The 16,385-nt window shown below is 76.7% G+C and carries 16 protein-coding genes; 11 read left to right on the forward strand and 5 right to left on the reverse strand.

The annotated features are described in order from the left end of the window. Positions 1–20: 20 nt before the first annotated feature. Both ACLQ20_RS15440 and ACLQ20_RS15445 read right to left on the reverse strand, forming a co-directional pair. Positions 21–821 (reverse strand): hypothetical protein, encoded by an 801-nt coding sequence (locus ACLQ20_RS15440; protein WP_358116598.1) that lies wholly within the window; start codon positions 819–821, stop codon positions 21–23. A gap of 89 nt (positions 822–910) precedes the next feature. After that, positions 911–1,360 (reverse strand): SAV_6107 family HEPN domain-containing protein, encoded by a 450-nt coding sequence (locus ACLQ20_RS15445; protein WP_132236251.1) that lies wholly within the window; start codon positions 1,358–1,360, stop codon positions 911–913. A 488-nt stretch (positions 1,361–1,848) separates the two neighbouring features. Between ACLQ20_RS15445 and ACLQ20_RS15450 the strand changes: the two genes are divergently transcribed. The 7 genes from ACLQ20_RS15450 (at position 1,849) to ACLQ20_RS15480 (ending at position 8,374) form a co-directional block, all read left to right on the forward strand. Further along, positions 1,849–2,934 carry an EamA family transporter gene (locus ACLQ20_RS15450; protein ID WP_327029141.1) on the forward strand — a complete coding sequence of 362 codons (1,086 nt, stop codon included), beginning with the start codon at positions 1,849–1,851 and terminating at the stop codon, positions 2,932–2,934. A 34-nt stretch (positions 2,935–2,968) separates the two neighbouring features. Continuing rightward, on the forward strand, positions 2,969–3,457 hold the full coding sequence (locus ACLQ20_RS15455; protein WP_311411600.1) for a YbaK/EbsC family protein: 489 nt from the start codon (positions 2,969–2,971) through the stop codon (positions 3,455–3,457). A gap of 76 nt (positions 3,458–3,533) precedes the next feature. Further along, positions 3,534–4,298, forward strand: coding sequence for a monooxygenase (locus ACLQ20_RS15460; RefSeq protein WP_327029142.1), 765 nt, complete (start codon positions 3,534–3,536; stop codon positions 4,296–4,298). Next, positions 4,295–4,870 carry a GNAT family N-acetyltransferase gene (locus ACLQ20_RS15465; RefSeq protein WP_132236245.1) on the forward strand — a complete coding sequence of 192 codons (576 nt, stop codon included), beginning with the start codon at positions 4,295–4,297 and terminating at the stop codon, positions 4,868–4,870. Before ACLQ20_RS15460 ends, ACLQ20_RS15465 begins: the two co-directional genes overlap by 4 nt. Further along, positions 4,867–5,751, forward strand: coding sequence for a carotenoid biosynthesis protein (locus tag ACLQ20_RS15470; RefSeq protein WP_425856108.1), 885 nt, complete (start codon positions 4,867–4,869; stop codon positions 5,749–5,751). The genes ACLQ20_RS15465 and ACLQ20_RS15470 overlap by 4 nt, the downstream gene beginning before the upstream one ends. After that, positions 5,748–6,875: a glycosyltransferase gene (locus tag ACLQ20_RS15475; protein WP_425856110.1), complete on the forward strand. Its 1,128-nt coding sequence runs from the start codon at positions 5,748–5,750 to the stop codon at positions 6,873–6,875. Before ACLQ20_RS15470 ends, ACLQ20_RS15475 begins: the two co-directional genes overlap by 4 nt. Before the next feature lie 11 nt (positions 6,876–6,886). Further along, the gene (locus ACLQ20_RS15480; RefSeq protein WP_425856112.1) at positions 6,887–8,374 is read left to right on the forward strand and encodes a phytoene desaturase family protein; all 1,488 of its coding nucleotides are present in this window, start codon (positions 6,887–6,889) and stop codon (positions 8,372–8,374) included. Between the two features lie 111 nt (positions 8,375–8,485). On the opposite strand, the gene ACLQ20_RS15485 is transcribed toward ACLQ20_RS15480, so the two are convergent. After that, positions 8,486–9,175, reverse strand: coding sequence for a CDP-alcohol phosphatidyltransferase family protein (locus ACLQ20_RS15485; protein WP_151457012.1), 690 nt, complete (start codon positions 9,173–9,175; stop codon positions 8,486–8,488). A 43-nt stretch (positions 9,176–9,218) separates the two neighbouring features. After that, complete coding sequence (gene metF / locus ACLQ20_RS15490; RefSeq protein WP_151457013.1) at positions 9,219–10,136, reverse strand: methylenetetrahydrofolate reductase [NAD(P)H]; 918 nt, start codon at positions 10,134–10,136, stop codon at positions 9,219–9,221. A gap of 254 nt (positions 10,137–10,390) precedes the next feature. Between metF and ACLQ20_RS15495 the strand changes: the two genes are divergently transcribed. Continuing rightward, the gene (locus tag ACLQ20_RS15495; RefSeq protein ID WP_425856116.1) at positions 10,391–11,749 is read left to right on the forward strand and encodes a helix-turn-helix domain-containing protein; all 1,359 of its coding nucleotides are present in this window, start codon (positions 10,391–10,393) and stop codon (positions 11,747–11,749) included. 9 nt (positions 11,750–11,758) lie between these two features. Beyond that, positions 11,759–12,841, forward strand: a complete 1,083-nt coding sequence (locus ACLQ20_RS15500; RefSeq protein ID WP_327029146.1) for a polyprenyl synthetase family protein — start codon at positions 11,759–11,761, stop codon at positions 12,839–12,841. 130 nt (positions 12,842–12,971) lie between these two features. Here the strand turns inward: ACLQ20_RS15500 and ACLQ20_RS15505 are convergent, their stop codons facing one another. Continuing rightward, positions 12,972–13,364, reverse strand: a complete 393-nt coding sequence (locus tag ACLQ20_RS15505) for an Rv2175c family DNA-binding protein (protein WP_425856117.1) — start codon at positions 13,362–13,364, stop codon at positions 12,972–12,974. A gap of 164 nt (positions 13,365–13,528) precedes the next feature. Between ACLQ20_RS15505 and pknB the strand changes: the two genes are divergently transcribed. After that, positions 13,529–15,514, forward strand: a complete 1,986-nt coding sequence (gene pknB / locus ACLQ20_RS15510) for a Stk1 family PASTA domain-containing Ser/Thr kinase (RefSeq protein WP_358116578.1) — start codon at positions 13,529–13,531, stop codon at positions 15,512–15,514. A 2-nt stretch (positions 15,515–15,516) separates the two neighbouring features. Beyond that, complete coding sequence (locus ACLQ20_RS15515; RefSeq protein ID WP_151456991.1) at positions 15,517–16,380, forward strand: deoxyribonuclease IV; 864 nt, start codon at positions 15,517–15,519, stop codon at positions 16,378–16,380. Positions 16,381–16,385 lie beyond the last annotated feature (5 nt).

A 16,385-nucleotide genomic window follows, 5' to 3' on the forward strand; every position in this document is an offset into this window, starting at 1 on the left:
GACCAGGGTGAGCGCGGCGGTCACGTCGGACCGACCAGGGTGAGCGCGGCGCGACGGGCCGGGGCGGTGGGCGTGGAGGCGACGGCCGGGCCGACCTGGCGGAGCCGGCCGGCGGTCGACCGGCCGGTGGCGGAGACGGCGGCGGCGGGAGCGGAGCGGGGAATGACCCGGGTGAGCCCGTCCCCGGGCAACCAGACCTTGATCTCCTTGGGGCGGGCGGCGGCCCCGCGGCCCCGCGCGGAGACGGTGACCTCGCGGCGACGCAGCCGGCCCCGCCCCTGCCCGAGCCCCTCCCAGGCGCCCCGGACCACCTGGAGGGTCACGTCCGCGCCGTCCCACCGCCCGTACGGGACGAGGACGCTGCCGCGCTGCCGGGCCCGGGCGGCCAGCCGGTTGGCGACCGAGGCGGAGACCGTCGTCGGCACGGCGGCGACCACGACGTCCACCCCGTCGATCAGCGCGGCGATGACGGTGGCCCACTCCGGGCCCGGGTGGGGCACCAGGGCGAGCCGGTCCAGGGCGATGCCCAACTCGGCGGCGGCGCCCGCCCCGAACGTCGGGACCCCGACCACGGCGCACCACGAGCCGGCCCGGGACGCCTCGGCGAGCAGCGCCAGGACCAGCGAGGTGCCGCCGCTGCGCCGGGGCTGGCCGGTGGCCACCGCGATCGTGCTGCCCCGTCGCAGTCCCCGGTTGGGCAGCAGCCCGGTCAGCTCGGGGGCCACCGGCAACAGCCGGTGACCGGTCGCCGGGTCCGGCGCGCTCGCCGGGCGCACCAGACCGGCCAGTGCGGCGGAACCGACCACCATCCGGCCCGCCATCGGACCTACCCCCCGTCGTGCTGTCGGATCAGACGTGCGCGTGCCGCGCCGGGGCACCCGGTCGCCGTCGGCTGGCCGGGTGCCCCGGGTCAGGCCGCGAGGCCGTCGAGTGCCGGTTGGTGGGCCACGCCGAGCGCGGCCTCCACGACCGTGACGAACTGCTCGGCGGAGCGCAGCAGGTCGTCGGCCTCCCGGGCGGTCACGACCCGTGGGATGCCGGCCTCGGCGGCGGCCCGCTTGCCGGCGCCGAGGGCGAAGAACCGGGCCCACTCGTCGAGCTCGGGGGCGACACCGGAGAGCAGGATCCAGACGCTGGTCACCCGGTGGCGTCGGGTGGGGGCGGGACGCGCCCGGGCGGCGAGCACGGCCGCGGCCGCGCGGAGCGCGGCCAGGTGGGCGGCGGCGTAGCGGAGGCCGTCGGGACGGGTCTGGGCGGCCTCGGCCAGCCCGCGCCGGGCCACCGCGAGAAGCTGGGCGGGGGTGCGGTGCGGCAGCACGTGCGCCGGCACCGTCGGTGCCTGAGCCGGGTTGGTCGGCATGGGACTGTCTCCTCCACGTGGCCGAGGCGCCGTCCCGGAGACGGCCCTGGGCCGCCGGCGGGACGCCGGGTCGAGTGGTGCGGAGGAAGACGCACCGGTGGGGTGGCCGGCCGGGTGTGGACGCTTCCCCACACCACACCCGGCCGGCGTTACCGGCGGGTTCGTCGCCCGCCGCCCGGGGGTCGTGGGCGGCGGGCGACGCTCCTGCCTGACGGGCCCGGACTCGCGACTGCCCGGGACCCAGGTGCGGCCCGCGGAGCCGCACGCCCGGAGCCGCGCCGCGAAACACCGCCCCGGATGGTTGGAACGGGCGTTCGAGGCAATCGAACACTCGTTCTAACTACTGCTGACAGTACACCCTCCCTCCGACGAAAATGCAACGTGTGACGCGCGGACCTCGGTCGACGTCCCGGCAGGTGTCGGCCCCGGCGTCCGCCGCCGCGGCCGTGCTGGACGCCGGCAGGGGACCGCGGCGGTAGCCTCCGCTCGTGACAACCCCCCGCCCCGTCCTCGGGGTCGCCATGGTGCTCGCCTCGGCCGGGCTCTTCGCCGTCAACGGCACCGTCTCCAAGCTGGTGCTCCGCGCCGGCCTGGACGCCCCGCAGCTCACCCTGCTGCGCGCCGCCGGCGCCGTCACCGGGCTGCTGGTGCTGAGCGTGCTGCTGCGTCCGGGGGCCCGCCGGCTCCGGGCCACCCCCGGCCAGCTGCCGCTGCTGATCGGGTACGGGCTGGCCGGGTTCTTCGCCGTACCGATGCTCTACTTCGTCGCCATCTCCCGGCTGCCGGTCGGGATCGGGCTGCTGTTCGAGTACACCGCCCCGCTGCTGGTCGCCCTCTGGGCCCGGTTCGGTCAGCGCCACCGGGTGCGCCCGCGGCTCTGGGCCGGTCTGGCGTTGAGCCTGGTCGGTCTCGGCTGCGTGGCCGAGGTGTGGGGCGAACTGAAGCTGGACGGCCTCGGCGTGCTCGCCGGTCTCGGCGCCGCGGTCTTCCTCGCCGCCTACTACGTGCTCGGCGCACACGGAGCGGCGCGCCGGGACACGTTGTCGCTGTGCACCTGGGCGTTCGGCGCCTCCGCCGTGGCGGGCCTGCTCACCCGCGCGGTCACCGTGGGCACCGGCGGCTGGGAGCCGCTGGCCGCCGACACCGAGGGGGGCGTGCCCGTGGCGCTGCTCTGCGCGTACGCGGTGGTGCTCGGCTCGATCGCGCCGTACCTGCTGGTGGCCGGGGCGATGCGGCACCTGCCCGCGACCAGCGTCGGGATCATCGGCATGGCCGAGCCGGTGCTCGCCTCGGCGGTCGCCTGGGTCGTCATCGGCCCCGGTGAGGCCCTCAACACCGCCCAGCTCACCGGCGGGCTCCTGGTGCTGGTCGGCGTCGCGCTGGCCGAGACGGCCCGGGTCGCCCCGGCCCGGGCCACCGCTCCGCCCACCCCTGACACCGCTCCGCCCGCCCAGTACACCGCTCCGCCCACCCCGGACACCGGGCCGCCCGCCCCGGACGCCGCCACCGTCCCGCCCGGAGCCGGCCGGACGTCGCCCCGCCCCGCCCGGTCGGGGCCCGGCACGGCCGGCTGAGCCGCCGACCGGCGTACCGGGAAGAATGGTCGACATGCAGCCACACCCGAACGTGCGGGCGGTGCAGGACGTGCTCGACGCCGCGGGCGCCCGGGACGGGTCCGGCGCGCCGAGCCTCGTCCGCCTGCTGCCCGACGCGGTCCACACCGCCGCTGCCGCCGCCGAGTCACTCGGCGTCGCGGTCGGCCAGATCGCCAACTCGCTCGTCTTCGAGGCGGACGGCGCGCCGCTGCTGGTGCTCACCTCCGGCGCGCACCGGGTGGACACCGCCGGCCTGGCCGCGTCCATCGGGGTCGGCCGGCTGCGCCGGGCCACCCCGGAGTTCGTCCGCGCGCACACCGGGCAGGTGATCGGCGGGGTCGCCCCGGTCGGCCACCCGCGCCCGTTGCGCACCCTGGTGGACACCGCCCTGGAGTCGTACGACGAGATCTGGGCGGCCGGCGGCGTGCCGCAGGCGGTCTTCCCCACCACGTACCCGGAGCTGCTGCGGGTCACCGGCGGCGTCCCGACCGGGGTGGCGTGAGCGAGCGGAGCGAGCGAACCATGGGGCTCAGCAGCGCGGCGCCTCGCGCCGCCGTGGAGCGGAGCGAGGCGGTGGCGTGAGCGAGCGGAGCGCGCGAACCGTGGGGGCCGACGTCCCGGAGCTGGTCACCCTGCACGTGTGGCGCACCTCCCGCGCCGCGCTGCCCCGGGCGTTGACCCGGATGGCGGTCGACCCCCGCCGGCTGCGGGCCGTGCCCGGCGTGCGGTTCGGCAAGCTGCTCGGCACCGGGACCGGCACCGGCTTCGGGCCGGGCGACGCCGACCTCACCCGGTGGGCGGCGCTGACCGTGTGGGACTCCCCCGCCGCCGCGGCCGGCTTCGACGGCTCGCCGGTGGGACGCGCCTGGGCGCGGATCGCCCGCGCGTCCGTCCGGGTCGACCTGCGCCCGCTGAGCAGCCGGGGCGAATGGTCGGGGCGCCGGCCGTTCGGGGAGCCGCCCGGCGGCCGGGTCACCGGCCCGGTGCTGGCGCTGACCCGGGCCCGGCTGCGGCCCCGTCGGGCGGCCACCTTCTGGCGGGCGATCCCACCGGTGGCCGCCGCGCTGCACGCCGCGCCCGGCCTGCTGGCCCGCTTCGGCATCGGCGAGGCCCCGCTGGGCTGGCAGGGCACGGTGAGCGTGTGGCGCGACCCGGCGGACCTCGTGGCGTTCGCGTACCGTCACCCGGAGCACCGGGCGGCGATCATGCGGACCCCCACCGAGGGGTGGTACGCGGAGGAACTCTTCGCGCGGTTCGAGGTGCGCGACGTGGTGGGTGACCGGGCGGTGCTGGGGTGGGTCGCGGACGGCGACCCGGGAGCGGCGGAGGGTGTACGGGCATGAGGTTGGTGCGGTGGACGCCGGACGATCTCGTCCGACGGCTGGACGACGTGGTGGCCGTCTACGGCGAGGCGATGGGCTACCGCCCTGAGCTGCTGGAGTCCCGACGCGGCTACATCGCCACCCACGTACGCCGGCCCGGCTTCCGCGCCGTCGCCAGCCTGACCAGCGAGGGCCACCTGGCCGGCTTCGGCTACGGCTACCTGGGCGGCTCCGGGCAGTGGTGGCACGACCAGGTCTGGCGGGCACTGGACGCCCCGACCCGGCAACGCTGGCTGACCCACTGCTTCGAGGTGGTGGAGCTGCACGTCCGCCCGCCCGCGCAGGGGCACGGCCTGGGCGCGCGGCAGCTGCGGGCCCTGCTCAGCCTGGCGGAGGGAACGACCACGCTGCTCTCCACCCCCGAGGCCGACGAGCAGCGGTCCCGGGCCTGGCGGCTGTACCGCCGGTTCGGCTTCGCCGACGTCCTGCGCGACTTCCACTTCCCCGGCGACGAGCGCCCGTTCGGCGTGCTCGGCCGGGACCTGCCGCTGGAGCCGCCGACACCCACCCCGCCCGGCCGGCCCGTGCCATGACCCGACGGCTGTCCTGGGCGCTGCTGGCCGTGCTGGTGCTGGCGCAGATCTGCTACCCGCTGACCACCGGGGAGACCCGGGCCCGGCTGACCGTCGCCACCGTCGTGCTCGGCTACCTGCTCTCGGTCGGCCACGCGCTGTTCAGCCGGGGCCCGCGTACGGCGGCGGCGCTGGTCGCGGTGGCCACGGTCGGCGGGTTCGCCATCGAGGCGCTCGGCGTGGCCACCGGCTTCCCGTTCGGCAGCTACGACTACTCCGGCGAGCTGGGGCCGAAGCTGGCCGGGGTGCCGCTGATCATCCCGCTGGCCTGGACCTGGATGGCCTGGCCGGCCTGGCTGGCCGCCACCCGGCTGACCGGCGGCGACGCCAGCGCCAGGCCCGGCGCCGGGGACGGGCCGAGCGCCGGGGACGCGCCGGGACGCCGGGGCGGGCGGTTCCCCGTCCGGCGGATCGCGCTGGCGGCCGTCGGGCTGGCCGCCTGGGACCTCTTCCTCGACCCGCAGATGGTGGCCGAGGGCTACTGGGTCTGGCGGGACGCCACCCCCGCGCTGCCCGGCCTGCCCGGCATCCCGGTGAGCAACTACCTGGGCTGGCTGCTCTTCGCCGTGCTGATGATGAGCGCGCTGCGCCCGCTGGCCGGGCCCGCCGTGGCCACCACCGACGGGCGGGACGGCCCGATGTTCGCGCTCTGGCTGTGGACGTACTTCTCCAGCGTGCTGGCCCACGCGGTCTTCCTCGACCTGCCCGCCTCGGCCCTGTGGGGCGCGGTCGGCATGTCGGTGGCCGCCGTGCCGCTGGCGGTCACGCTGATCCGCTCCCGCCGCGACGACCGGCACGGGACCCGTCAGCCGCAGCGCCCCGGCGTCGACGCGACGGCATGACCGCCGTCCTCGCGCTGCTGCTCGGCGTGGCCGCGCTGACCGCGCACACCCTGCTCAACGCCGGCCGCTGGCTGCGCCGCCCGGCCGAGCGGCCGGCGCCGGTCACCGAGCCGGTGGCGGTGCTGCTGCCGCTGCGCGACGAGGCCGCGCGGGTCACCCCGTGCCTGCGCGCGCTGCTCGCCCAGCGGGGCGTGCCCCGGCTGCGCGTGGTGGTGCTCGACGACGGGTCCACCGACGGCACCGCGGACGTGGTCCGCGCGGTGGCCGGCGACGACCCCCGGGTCACCCTGCTCGACGGGGTCGCCCCGCCGCCGGGCTGGCTGGGCAAGCCGCACGCCTGCTGGCAGCTGGCCACCCGGGCCGACCCCGCGGCGACCGCGCTGGTCTTCGTCGACGCCGACGTGGTGCTCGCCCCGGACGCGGTCGCGGCGGCCGTCACCGAGCTGCGCGCCGCGCGGGTGACGCTGCTGTCGCCGTACCCCCGGATCCTGGTGGCGACGGTGGCCGACCGGCTGGTCCAGCCGCTGTTGCAGTGGCTGTGGCTCACCTTCCTGCCGCTGCGGGCGATGGAGCGCTCGCGGCGGCCGTCGCTGGCCGCCGCCGGCGGGCAGTTCCTGGTGGTGGACCGGGCCGGCTACGAGGCCGCCGGCGGGCACGCCGTGGTGGCCGGGAAGGTCCTGGAGGACGTCGAGCTGGCCCGCGCGGTCAAGCGGGCCGGCGGCCGGATCGCCCTCGCCGACGGCTCGCGGCTGGCCGCCTGCCGGATGTACGAGGACTGGCCGCAGCTGCGCGACGGCTACTCGAAGTCGCTCTGGGCGACCTTCGGCAACCCGGGGGCGGCGGCCGCCGTGGTGGCCCTGCTGCTCCTGCTCTACACCGCTCCCCCGCTGCTGGCGGTCGTCGCCCTGGCCGCCGGCGCGCCGACGGTGGCCGCCGCGGCGCTCGCCGCCTACCTGCTCGGGGTCACCGGACGGGCGGTCAGCGCCCGGGCGACCGGGGGCCGGTGGTGGCCCGACGCGCTGGCACACCCCGTGTCGGTCGTGGTCCTCGGTTGGCTGACCCTGCGGTCGTACCATCTGCGAAAGCGGCGTCGCCTGTCCTGGCGCGGCCGCCCCGTCACCTAGGGAGGCGCGGCATGGCGCGGATCGTGGTCGTCGGCGCCGGGGTGGGAGGGCTGGCCACCGCCGCCCGGTTGGCCGCCACCGGGCACCAGGTCACCGTGCTCGAACGCGCGGGCACCGTCGGCGGCAAGCTCGGCCGGTACGTCCGCGACACGCCGGCGGGCGCGTTCCACTTCGACACCGGGCCGAGCCTGCTCACCCTGCCCGACGTCTTCCACGACCTGTTCGAGGCGACCGGCGCGAAACTCGACGAGTACCTGGACCTGACGCCGGTGGACCCGATCGTCCGGCACGTCTTCCCCGGCGGCGGCCCGGCCCTCGACTCGTGCGCCGACCCGGCCGAGTTCGCCGCCCGGATCGGCGCGGCCTTCGGCGACCGGGCCGCCGCGGACTGGCAGCGGCTGTGGCGCCGGGCCGCGCGGGTGTGGCAGGCCTCGGACCGGGACATCCTGCGCCGCCCGATCGACTCCCCGCGGGACCTGGCCGCGCTGGCCTGGCGGCTGGGCGACCTGGCCGCCATCGGGCCGGGCCGGACGCTGCGCGGGCTGGGCCGACGGCACCTTTCCGACCCCCGGCTGCGGATGCTGCTGGACCGGTACGCCACCTACACCGGCGCCGACCCGCGCCGGGCGCCGGCCGCGCTGGTCGCCGTGCCCTACGCCGAGCTGACCTTCGGCGGCTGGTACCTGCGCGGCGGGCTGGGCACGCTCGCCGACGCGCTGCTCACCCGCTGCCTGGACCTCGGCGTGGTCGTGCGGACCGGCGCCACGGTCACCCGGATCGACGCCGCGGGCGGCCGGGTGCACGGCGTACGCCTGCGCGGCGTCACCGCCCCCGTCCCCGCCGACGTGGTGGTGGCCAACGTCGACGCGCTCACCCTCTACCGGGACCTGCTGCCCAGCCCGCGCCGGCTGACCGGGCTGACCGACCGCAGCCTGGCCGGTTTCGTGCTGCTGCTCGGCCTGACCGGGGACTCCGGGCTGGCCCACCACAACGTGTTCTTCCCCGGCGACTACGACGCCGAGTTCGACGCGGTCTTCGGCCACCCAGGGCGCGGCGTGCGGGCCCGACCGGCAGCCGATCCCACCGTCTTCGTCACCGTGGCCAACGACCCGGTGGTCCGGCCGGCCGGCCACGAGGCGTGGTTCGTGCTGGTCAACGCACCCCGGCACGGTACCGCCACCGGTGCCGTCGACTGGCGCCGGCCCGGCCTCGCCGAGGCGTACGCCGACCGGGTCCTCGACGTGCTGGCCGAGCGGGGCGTCGACGTGCGGGACCGGCTGGTGTTCCGGGAGGTCCGCACCCCGGCCGACCTGGACGACGCGACCGGCGCGCCCGGGGGATCGATCTACGGCACCGCCGGCGGCCTGCTGCGCCCGGCCAACCGGGGGCCGGCGCACGGGCTGTGGCTGGTCGGCGGCTCCAGCCACCCCGGCGGCGGCCTGCCGATGGTGACCCTCTCCGCCCAGATCGTCGCCGACGACATCGGCCCCGCCTGGTAGCACCGGCTGCCGGGTAAGGAAGGGCACTGATCAACGCCTGAGGTAGCGGAAGGGCCCCTTCCTGACACCACGGCACCCGGTCAGAGGCCGTCCGGACGGGCCCGCGCGCGATCAGCCGGCGTCGATCAGGGCGCGGCGGACGGCGGAGAGCAGCTGGCCAAGGCCGAACCCGGCCAACAGCACCCAGACGGCGGTCGCCATGGTGATCGTGCCGGCCGGCAGGTCCGGCTCGATCAGCCCGGTCAGCCCGGCCAGCAGCAGCCCGACCAGGGCCACCGAGACCCGGGTGGGGCGCTCCCCCACGGTCACCGCGCCGAGTTCCCGCATGCCGGCGGAGACCGCCCGGGCGCGGACGTACTCGTGCAGCCAGGAGAGCGCGCCGGCGGTCACGACGAGCGCCCCCGGCGCGCCGATCAGCCAGAACGCGGCCAGCCAGGCGACCTCGCCGAGCCGGTCGGCCAGCGAGTCGTAGACGTAGCCGAGCCGGGTGGTCCGGTTCGTGGCCACCGCCACCGCGCCGTCGACGCTGTCCGCCACTGCGGCGAGCAGCACGAACAGCGCCGCGAGGAAGGGGCCGTTCTGTGGCCGTACGGCGAACAGCGGCACGCAGGCGCAGAGCAGCACGCCGACCACGGTGACGGGGGTCGGGCCGACCCGCAGCCGGCCCAGCACGAACCCGACGTGGTAGGCGAACCGCAGCCAGGCGCGGACGACGGGGGCCGCCGCCCGGGGGTCGAAGCCCCCGTGCAGCCGTGCCCAGGCCGTGGCGTACTCGTCCCAGTTCAGCTGTGTGCCCACCACGGAACAACCGTCGCACCGCCGCTCAGGTGTCGCGGCACCGGGGTCACACCCGCGCGTCGACCTGGAGGTTCTGCCACACCTCGCGGGTGGCGGTGGAGCGGTTGAGGGTGATGAAGTGGATCCCCGGCACGCCCTCGTCGAGCAGCCGCCGACACATCTCGCTGGCCTGCTCGACGCCGAGCCGGCGCACCGCCTCCGGGTCGTCGGCGACCTTCGCGAACCGCTCGGCCAGGGCCGGCGGGAAGGGCGCCCCCGAGAGCTGCGTGGAGCGCTCGATGGTGCCGATCTGGGTCACCGGCATCACGCCGGCCAGGATCGGGGTGTCGCAGCCGGTGGCGGCGACCCGGTCGCGCAGCCGCAGGTAGTCGTCGGCGTCGAAGAACATCTGGGTGATCGCGAAGTCAGCGCCGGCCCGGCACTTGCGCACGAAGTGCTCGGTGTCGCTGTCGACGTCGGTTGAACGCGGGTGCTTGTAGGGGAAGGCCGCCACCCCAACGCTGAAGTCGCCGGCGTCGCGCACCAGGCGGACCAGGTCCTCGGCGTAGAGCACGCCCTCGGGGTGGCGCACCCAGTCGCCGCCCGGGTCGCCCGGCGGGTCGCCCCGCACGGCGAGCACGTTTCGCACCCCGACCCCGGCGAGCCGGCCGATGACGTGGCGCAACTCGGCCACGGAGTGGTTGACCGCGGTCAGGTGGGCCATCGGCAGCAGGGTGGTTTCGGTGGCGATCCGCTCGGTGACCGCGACGGTGGTGTCGCGGGTCGACCCGCCCGCGCCGTAGGTGATCGAGACGAACGACGGACGCAGCGACTCCAGCTCGCGGATCGCCTGCCACAGCAGCCGCTCGCCCTGCGGGGTCTTGGGCGGGAAGAACTCGAAGGAGAAGGTCGGCTGGCGGTCACGGATGAGCTCCCCGATCGCCGGCTGCGGATTGGGAAGGACCGATGGAAGACCGAGCGCCACGCCCCGACTCTAGCGGGCCGGGCCCTCCAGGCCGAGACCTTCCCACACTGGTGGACGCCGGACCGCACGGCCGCCGGCCCCGCCGGGGCCGGAAAGCGTCGTACCCCCGGAGTAGTCATGGGGTTGCGCGGGGTGGGCCCGGCCGGAAGGCCGACCCGCCGGGGGCACGCGCGGGGGTCAGCATCCACCGGTGGCGCACCGGTCCCGTTCCGGGGCCCGCGCCGCCGCCTCGCCGACACCGTCCCGGAGGACCGATGACGCCGCCCCCGCCGCCCGGCCCGCAACTGCTCGGGCCGCTGCTCGCCCAACTCCGGCTGGCCCGGGGTTGGAGCCAGCTGCGGGTCGCGGCCGAGCTCTGCGCCGCGTCCGGCGTGCCGACCCTCAGCCGGCACGAGGTCTCCCGGTGGGAGCGGCAGCTGCGCCTCCCCGGCGAGTTCTGGCTGGGCTGGCTCGCCGTCGTCCTCGCGGTGCCGGCCGACCTGCTGGCCACCGCCGCGGCCCGCACCCGCAGTCTCGGTCCGCCGCCGGCCTTCGGCGGGTCCCGGCCCCGGGCGGCGCTGCTCGCCCTGGCCCAGCGCTGGCTCGCCGACCCACGCGCCGTGCTGCTGCCCGGCACACCCGCCCGGCCCGCCGCCCGGGGCGACGGCGCGGGGCCGCTACGGCTGGCGGAGCTGCGCCGGCTCGACGACCTCGTCGGCGGGGCCGACCTGGCCGGGCTCGGGGCGTACCGGCTGGGACGGGCGGTGCGGGCGCTGTCCGGGTGCGCCCCCTCCGCACGCCCCCGGCTGCTGCCCGAGCTGGCCGAGTCCGCCCAGCTCGCCGGCTGGCTCGCCGCGGACGCGGGGGACGCCGCCGGTGCCCTGGACGCGTACCGGCTGGCACTGCGCGCCGCCGCGACGGCCGGCGACCCGTCGCTCGCCGGGCACGTGCTCGGCTCGGCCAGCCACCTGCTCACCGGCGTCGGCGACCCGGAGGGCGCGCTGGTGCTGGCCCGCACCGCGTACGCGGGGGCACGGCGGTCGGCCAGCCCCGGCCTGAGGGCCCTGCTGCTGCACCGGGTGGCCCTGGCCGCGGCGCTCGGTGGCCGGGCGGGGGCGGCCCGGCAGGCGCTCGACGCGGCCCGCCGGGTGACCGACGCACCGGAGCCGGGCCGGGAGCCACCGTGGCTCTACTGGCTCGACGGGCCGGAGTTGGCGGCGATGACCGGGCGCACGCTGGTCGCTCTGGGCCGACCGCTCCCGGCCGAGGCGCCCCTGCACGCCGTCCGGCGGCGCGGCCCCCGCACCTCCGCGATCTACGGCGGCTGGCTGGCCCGGGGCTACCTGCAACTCGGCGAGGTGGAGCGGGCCTGCGCGGTGGCCGGCGAGGCGCTGCTCGACGCGGTCCGCGCCGGGTCGCCCCGCGCGCTGGGCCAACTGGCCGACGTACGCCGGCGGCTGGCCGGGCACGGCGACGAGCCGGCCGTCCGGCGGTACCGGGCGCTCGCCGCCGCGGCGGCTCCGTACCTGCCCCGGCCGGGGCCGCCACCTGGGCCGGCAGGCCGGCAGGCTCCCACGTGGCGTGCGGCGCGTCGGCCCCCCGGTGCCGCGACGGGGTCCGCCCCGACCGGCTAGCGTCGTGGCGTGACCCACGCTGCTCCTGTTTCCCCCGTCGACCGCGCCGGGCTGCGCCAACGGATCGACAAGGCCCTGACCGAGTTCCTGGCGAGCCAGCGCGCCTGGATGGCCGGGGTCGACGACGCCCTGGCTCCGCTCGCCGAGGCGATCGAGGCGTTCGTCCTCGGCGGCGGCAAGCGACTGCGCCCGGCGTTCGCCTACTGGGGGTTCCGGGGAGCCGGCGGGGTGGACACCGACCAGGTGGTCACCGCCCTGGCCGCGTTGGAGTTCGTGCAGGCCAGCGCGCTCATCCACGACGACCTGATGGACCGCTCCGACACCCGGCGCGGCGAGCCGGCGGTGCACCGGCGGTTCGCGGCCCGGCACCGGGCGTCCGGCTGGGGCGGCGACGCGGACGGCTTCGGCGACGCGGCGGCGATCCTGCTGGGCGACCTGTCCCTGGTCTGGTCCGACGCCCTGCTGCACTCCGCCGGCCTGGACCCGCGCACGGTGGCCCGGGCCCGGCCGGTCTTCGACGCCATGCGCACCGAGGTCACCGTCGGCCAGTACCTCGACGTGCTGACCCAGGTCACCGGGGACACCTCGGTGGAGCGGGCCGGCAAGGTCGCCCGCTACAAGTCGGCGAAGTACACGGTCGAACGGCCGCTGCTGCTCGGCGCCGCGCTGGCCGACGCGCCGGCGGAGGTCCGGGCGGCGTACTCCGCGTACGGGCTGCCGCTGGGCGAGGCGTTCCAGCTCCGCGACGACGTGCTGGGGGTCTTCGGCGATCCCGCCCAGACCGGCAAGCCGGCCGGTGACGACCTACGTGAGGGCAAGCGGACCTACCTGGTGGCGGCGGCCCTGGAGACGACCGACGGGGCGGGCCGGGAACTGCTGCTCGGCGGGCTGGGCGACCCCGGGCTGGACGAGGCCGGGGTCACCCGGCTGCGCGAGCTGATCGACGGCAGCGGGGCGCTGGCGCGTACGGAGCAGCGGATCGGGGTGCTGACCGACACCGCGCTGGCGGCGCTGGCCGCCGTCGACCTGGACACCGAGGCCCGGCAGGCCCTGGTCGACCTGGCCATCGCCGCCACCCGCCGCGCCGACTGACCCGCTGACCGGCCCACCCGCGCCGCCCCGACTGACCGCTGCCCCGGTCGGCCCGGACCGGCGTCGGCAGGAGGGACGGAGTCGGGGAGCCGGCGCCCACCCCGCGCGGGGGCGAGGGGCAGGGGCGGGGTCAGAAGCCCAGGGCCTGGGCCCGGCGCTTCACCTCGCGGGCCTGGTCGCCGGCGAGCGCCTTCGCGGGGTTGCCGCCCGGCAGGGTGTCGTCCGGCTCGTAGAGCCAGCGCAGCGCACCCTCGTCGTCGTAGCCCCCGTCGGCCAGCAGGTTGAGCACGCCGGGCAGGTGCTTCAGCACCGTCTGGTTGGCCACCAGGTCGGCCGGTATCCGGCGGACGCCGTCGCGGCGTACCGCGATCAGCTCCCGGTCCCGGATCATCTGGTGGACCTTGCTGATCGACACGTCGAGGCGTTCGGCCACGTCCGGCAGGGTCAGCCAGTCGGCGGCATCGGCGGGGCCGGCGGATTCGGGGCCGGGCACGGCCCGGTCGGCGGGTACTGAGTCGGTCACCGGACCACCCTGCCATGTCCCGCCCGATCGGGGTCAACGGCACCCCCACGAGCCGGCTGAGCAGGGCCGGCGGGGGAAGCGAGCGCGGCGGGGCAGTCCTGGTCGCACCCCATCTGTAGCATCCTGTTCAACCTTCACCCCCTGGACACATAGACTCCCTGCCGATGGACACACAGGTCGCCGACACGTTGCTGGGCTCGCTGATCGACGGGCGCTACCGCATCCGCGGTCGCGTGGCCCGTGGCGGCATGGCGACCGTGTACACCGCCACCGACGAACGCCTCGAGCGCACCGTCGCACTCAAGATCATTCACCCGTCCCAGGCCCCGGAACCAGGGGCGCGGACGGCGGGCTTCGTGGAGCGGTTCACCGACGAGGCGAAGACCATCGCCCGGCTGACCCACCCCAACGTCGTCGCCGTCTACGACCAGGGCAAACACTCGGGCCTGCCCTACCTCGTGATGGAGTACGTCCGCGGTCGCACCCTGCGCGACGTGCTCGCCGAGCGGCGTCGGCTCAACCCCGACGAGGCGCTGGCCATCGCCGAGCAGATGCTCGCCGCGATCGCCGCCGCGCACCGGGCGGGGCTGGTGCACCGCGACGTGAAGCCGGAGAACGTGCTGGTCGCCGAGGCCCCCACCGGCGGCGCGGCCAACCTGGTCGACAGCGTCGTCAAGGTCGCCGACTTCGGGCTGGCCCAGGCGGTCGAGGCGAGCGCCGACGACGAGAACGGCAACCAGTTGATGGCCACGGTCGCGTACGTGGCCCCGGAGCTGGTCACCGACGGGCACGCCGACCCCCGCACCGACGTCTACTCCGCCGGCATCGTGCTGTTCGAGATGCTCACCGGTCGGGTGCCCTACGACGGGGACCGTCCGGTCGACGTCGCCTGGCAGCACGTCGACAACGACGTCCCGACGCCGTCGACCCTGGTGCCCGGCCTGCCCAGGGCGCTCGACGAACTGGTCGCCCGGGCCACCCGGCGTGATCCGGGCGGCCGGCCGACCGACGCCGGCGCGTTGCTGGCCGAGGTGCAGGCGGTCCGGGACGACCTGGGCGACGCGAACACGCGTACCGCCGTGTTGCGCCGGGTGTCCGACGAGCCGATGGCCGGGCCGACCATGATGGTCGCGGCGGTCCAGCCGGCCCAGCGGCCCGCCTGGGCCCGGCTGCCGGAGGGCGCCGCCCCCCGGGCGGGCCGTCGCCGGGCCGAGCCCGACGAGGACGAGAGCCTGTGGTCGCGGCTGTCCGCGCTGCGCACCCGGGTGATGGGCGACCCGCGCGGCCGCAGGGCGGTCATCGCCGCCGCGGTGGTGCTGGTCCTGCTGGTCGCCGGCGGCGGCTGGTGGCTGGCGGCCGGACGCTACACGGAGGCACCGCAGCTGGTGGCGATGACCAAGGCCGACGCGGAGGCGCAGGCCGCCCGCGTCGGGGTCGTCCTCAGCTATGCCGATCCGCGCTACGACGAGAAGGTCCCGAAGGACGCCGTCCTGGCGCAGGACCCGGCCTCGGCCACCCGGATCGTCAAGGGCGGCACGATCACGCTGACCCTCTCGCTGGGGCCGGAGCGTTTCCCGGTGCCCGACGTGGTGGGCAAGGAGTTCGAGCTCGCCGAGGCGGACCTGCTCGACGCGAAGCTGGTGGTGGCGAAGGGCACCGCCCGCTACGACGACAACCTGCCCGCGGGCGTCGTGTTGGAGACCAACCCGAAGGTCGGCGCCGAGGTGAAGCCGGGCGACAAGATCACGGTCGTCCTCAGCAAGGGCAAGGCCCCGATCTCCGTGCCCAACCTGGTCGGCAAGAGCCTGGGTGAGGCCAAGACGATCCTCGCCCAGCTGGGCCTGGAGCTGGTGGAGCCCACCTACAAGGACTCCGACAAGCCCAGGGACGAGATCCTCGGGCAGAGCCCGGCCGACGGCACCGGGGTGGAGCGGGGAGCGAAGGTCAAGCTGGAACTCAGCAAGGGCCCGCCGCTGGTCGCCGTGCCCCGGGTCATCGACCTGCCCTGCCAGCAGGCCAAGCAGCTCCTGGAGAGCCAGGGCTTCCCGGTGGCGATCCAGTTCAACCCGAACGGCATCACCCGGTTCCAGAACCCGCCGGAGAACACGCAGGTGCCGCCGGCCACCCCGGTCACCCTCGGATGCATGTAGCGATGCCGGCACCGCAGCGGCTGGTCGGCTCGCACACGCCCACCTCCGGCGGCCTGGCGAGGGCCGCCCTGCCGTACGCCGACGCGGCCGGCTCGCGGGTCGTGCAGGTCTACGTGTCCAACTCGCGGGGCTGGGCGCTGCCGCCCGGCGACCCGGCCCAGGACGTGGCGTTCCGCGACGGCTGCGGCGAGCGGGGCGTGCCCGTCTTCATCCACGCGTCCCTGCTGGTCAACCTCGGCTCCCCCACCGCCAACACGGTCGAGCGTTCGGCGGAGACGCTCGCCCACGCGCTGCGCCGGGGCCGGGCGATCGGCGCCGAGGGCGTGGTCTTCCACGCCGGTAGCGCGGTCGACGAGGGGTACGCCGAGGCCGCCATGCGGCAGGTACGCGAGACGCTGCTGCCGCTGCTCGACGAGGCGGCGGCAGCGGACGGCCCGCGGCTGCTGGTCGAGCCGAGCGCGGGCGGCGGTCGCTCGCTCGCCTCGCGGGTGGAGCAGCTCGGGCCCTACCTCGACGCGGTGGAGCGGCACCCCTGGCTCGGGGTCTGCTTCGACACGTGCCACGCCTGGGCCGCGGGGCACGATCTGGCCGCCGAGGGCGGCATGACCGCGACGCTGGACACGCTCGTGGCGACGGTCGGGGCCGACCGGCTTCGGCTGGTGCACGCGAACGACTCGAAGGACCTCTGCGGTTCCACCCGGGACCGGCACGAGAACATCGGCAAGGGCACCATCGGCGAGCCGGCGTTCGCCGAGCTGATGGCGCATCCGGCCACCGCCGGCGTCCCGGTCGTGGTGGAGACGCCGACGGAGAAGCACGTCGGCCACGCCGCCGACATCGCCACCCTCAGGCGCCTGCACCCCTGACGCGG

Source organism: Micromonospora sp. DT46 (genome assembly GCF_049841735.1).
In the GTDB taxonomy this organism is placed as follows: Bacteria; Actinomycetota; Actinomycetes; order Mycobacteriales; family Micromonosporaceae; genus Micromonospora; species Micromonospora reichwaldensis.

Coding starts and splice junctions, on each gene's coding strand:
- ACLQ20_RS15470 (WP_425856108.1), top strand. CDS start 4,867: ATGACCCGACGGCTGTCCTGGGCGCTGCTGGCCGTGCTGGTGCTGGCG.
- ACLQ20_RS15475 (WP_425856110.1), top strand. CDS start 5,748: ATGACCGCCGTCCTCGCGCTGCTGCTCGGCGTGGCCGCGCTGACCGCG.
- ACLQ20_RS15465 (WP_132236245.1), top strand. CDS start 4,295: ATGAGGTTGGTGCGGTGGACGCCGGACGATCTCGTCCGACGGCTGGAC.
- ACLQ20_RS15495 (WP_425856116.1), top strand. CDS start 10,391: ATGACGCCGCCCCCGCCGCCCGGCCCGCAACTGCTCGGGCCGCTGCTC.
- ACLQ20_RS15455 (WP_311411600.1), top strand. CDS start 2,969: ATGCAGCCACACCCGAACGTGCGGGCGGTGCAGGACGTGCTCGACGCC.
- ACLQ20_RS15440 (WP_358116598.1), bottom strand. CDS start 821: ATGGCGGGCCGGATGGTGGTCGGTTCCGCCGCACTGGCCGGTCTGGTG.
- ACLQ20_RS15480 (WP_425856112.1), top strand. CDS start 6,887: ATGGCGCGGATCGTGGTCGTCGGCGCCGGGGTGGGAGGGCTGGCCACC.
- ACLQ20_RS15515 (WP_151456991.1), top strand. CDS start 15,517: ATGCCGGCACCGCAGCGGCTGGTCGGCTCGCACACGCCCACCTCCGGC.
- pknB (WP_358116578.1), top strand. CDS start 13,529: ATGGACACACAGGTCGCCGACACGTTGCTGGGCTCGCTGATCGACGGG.
- ACLQ20_RS15445 (WP_132236251.1), bottom strand. CDS start 1,360: ATGCCGACCAACCCGGCTCAGGCACCGACGGTGCCGGCGCACGTGCTG.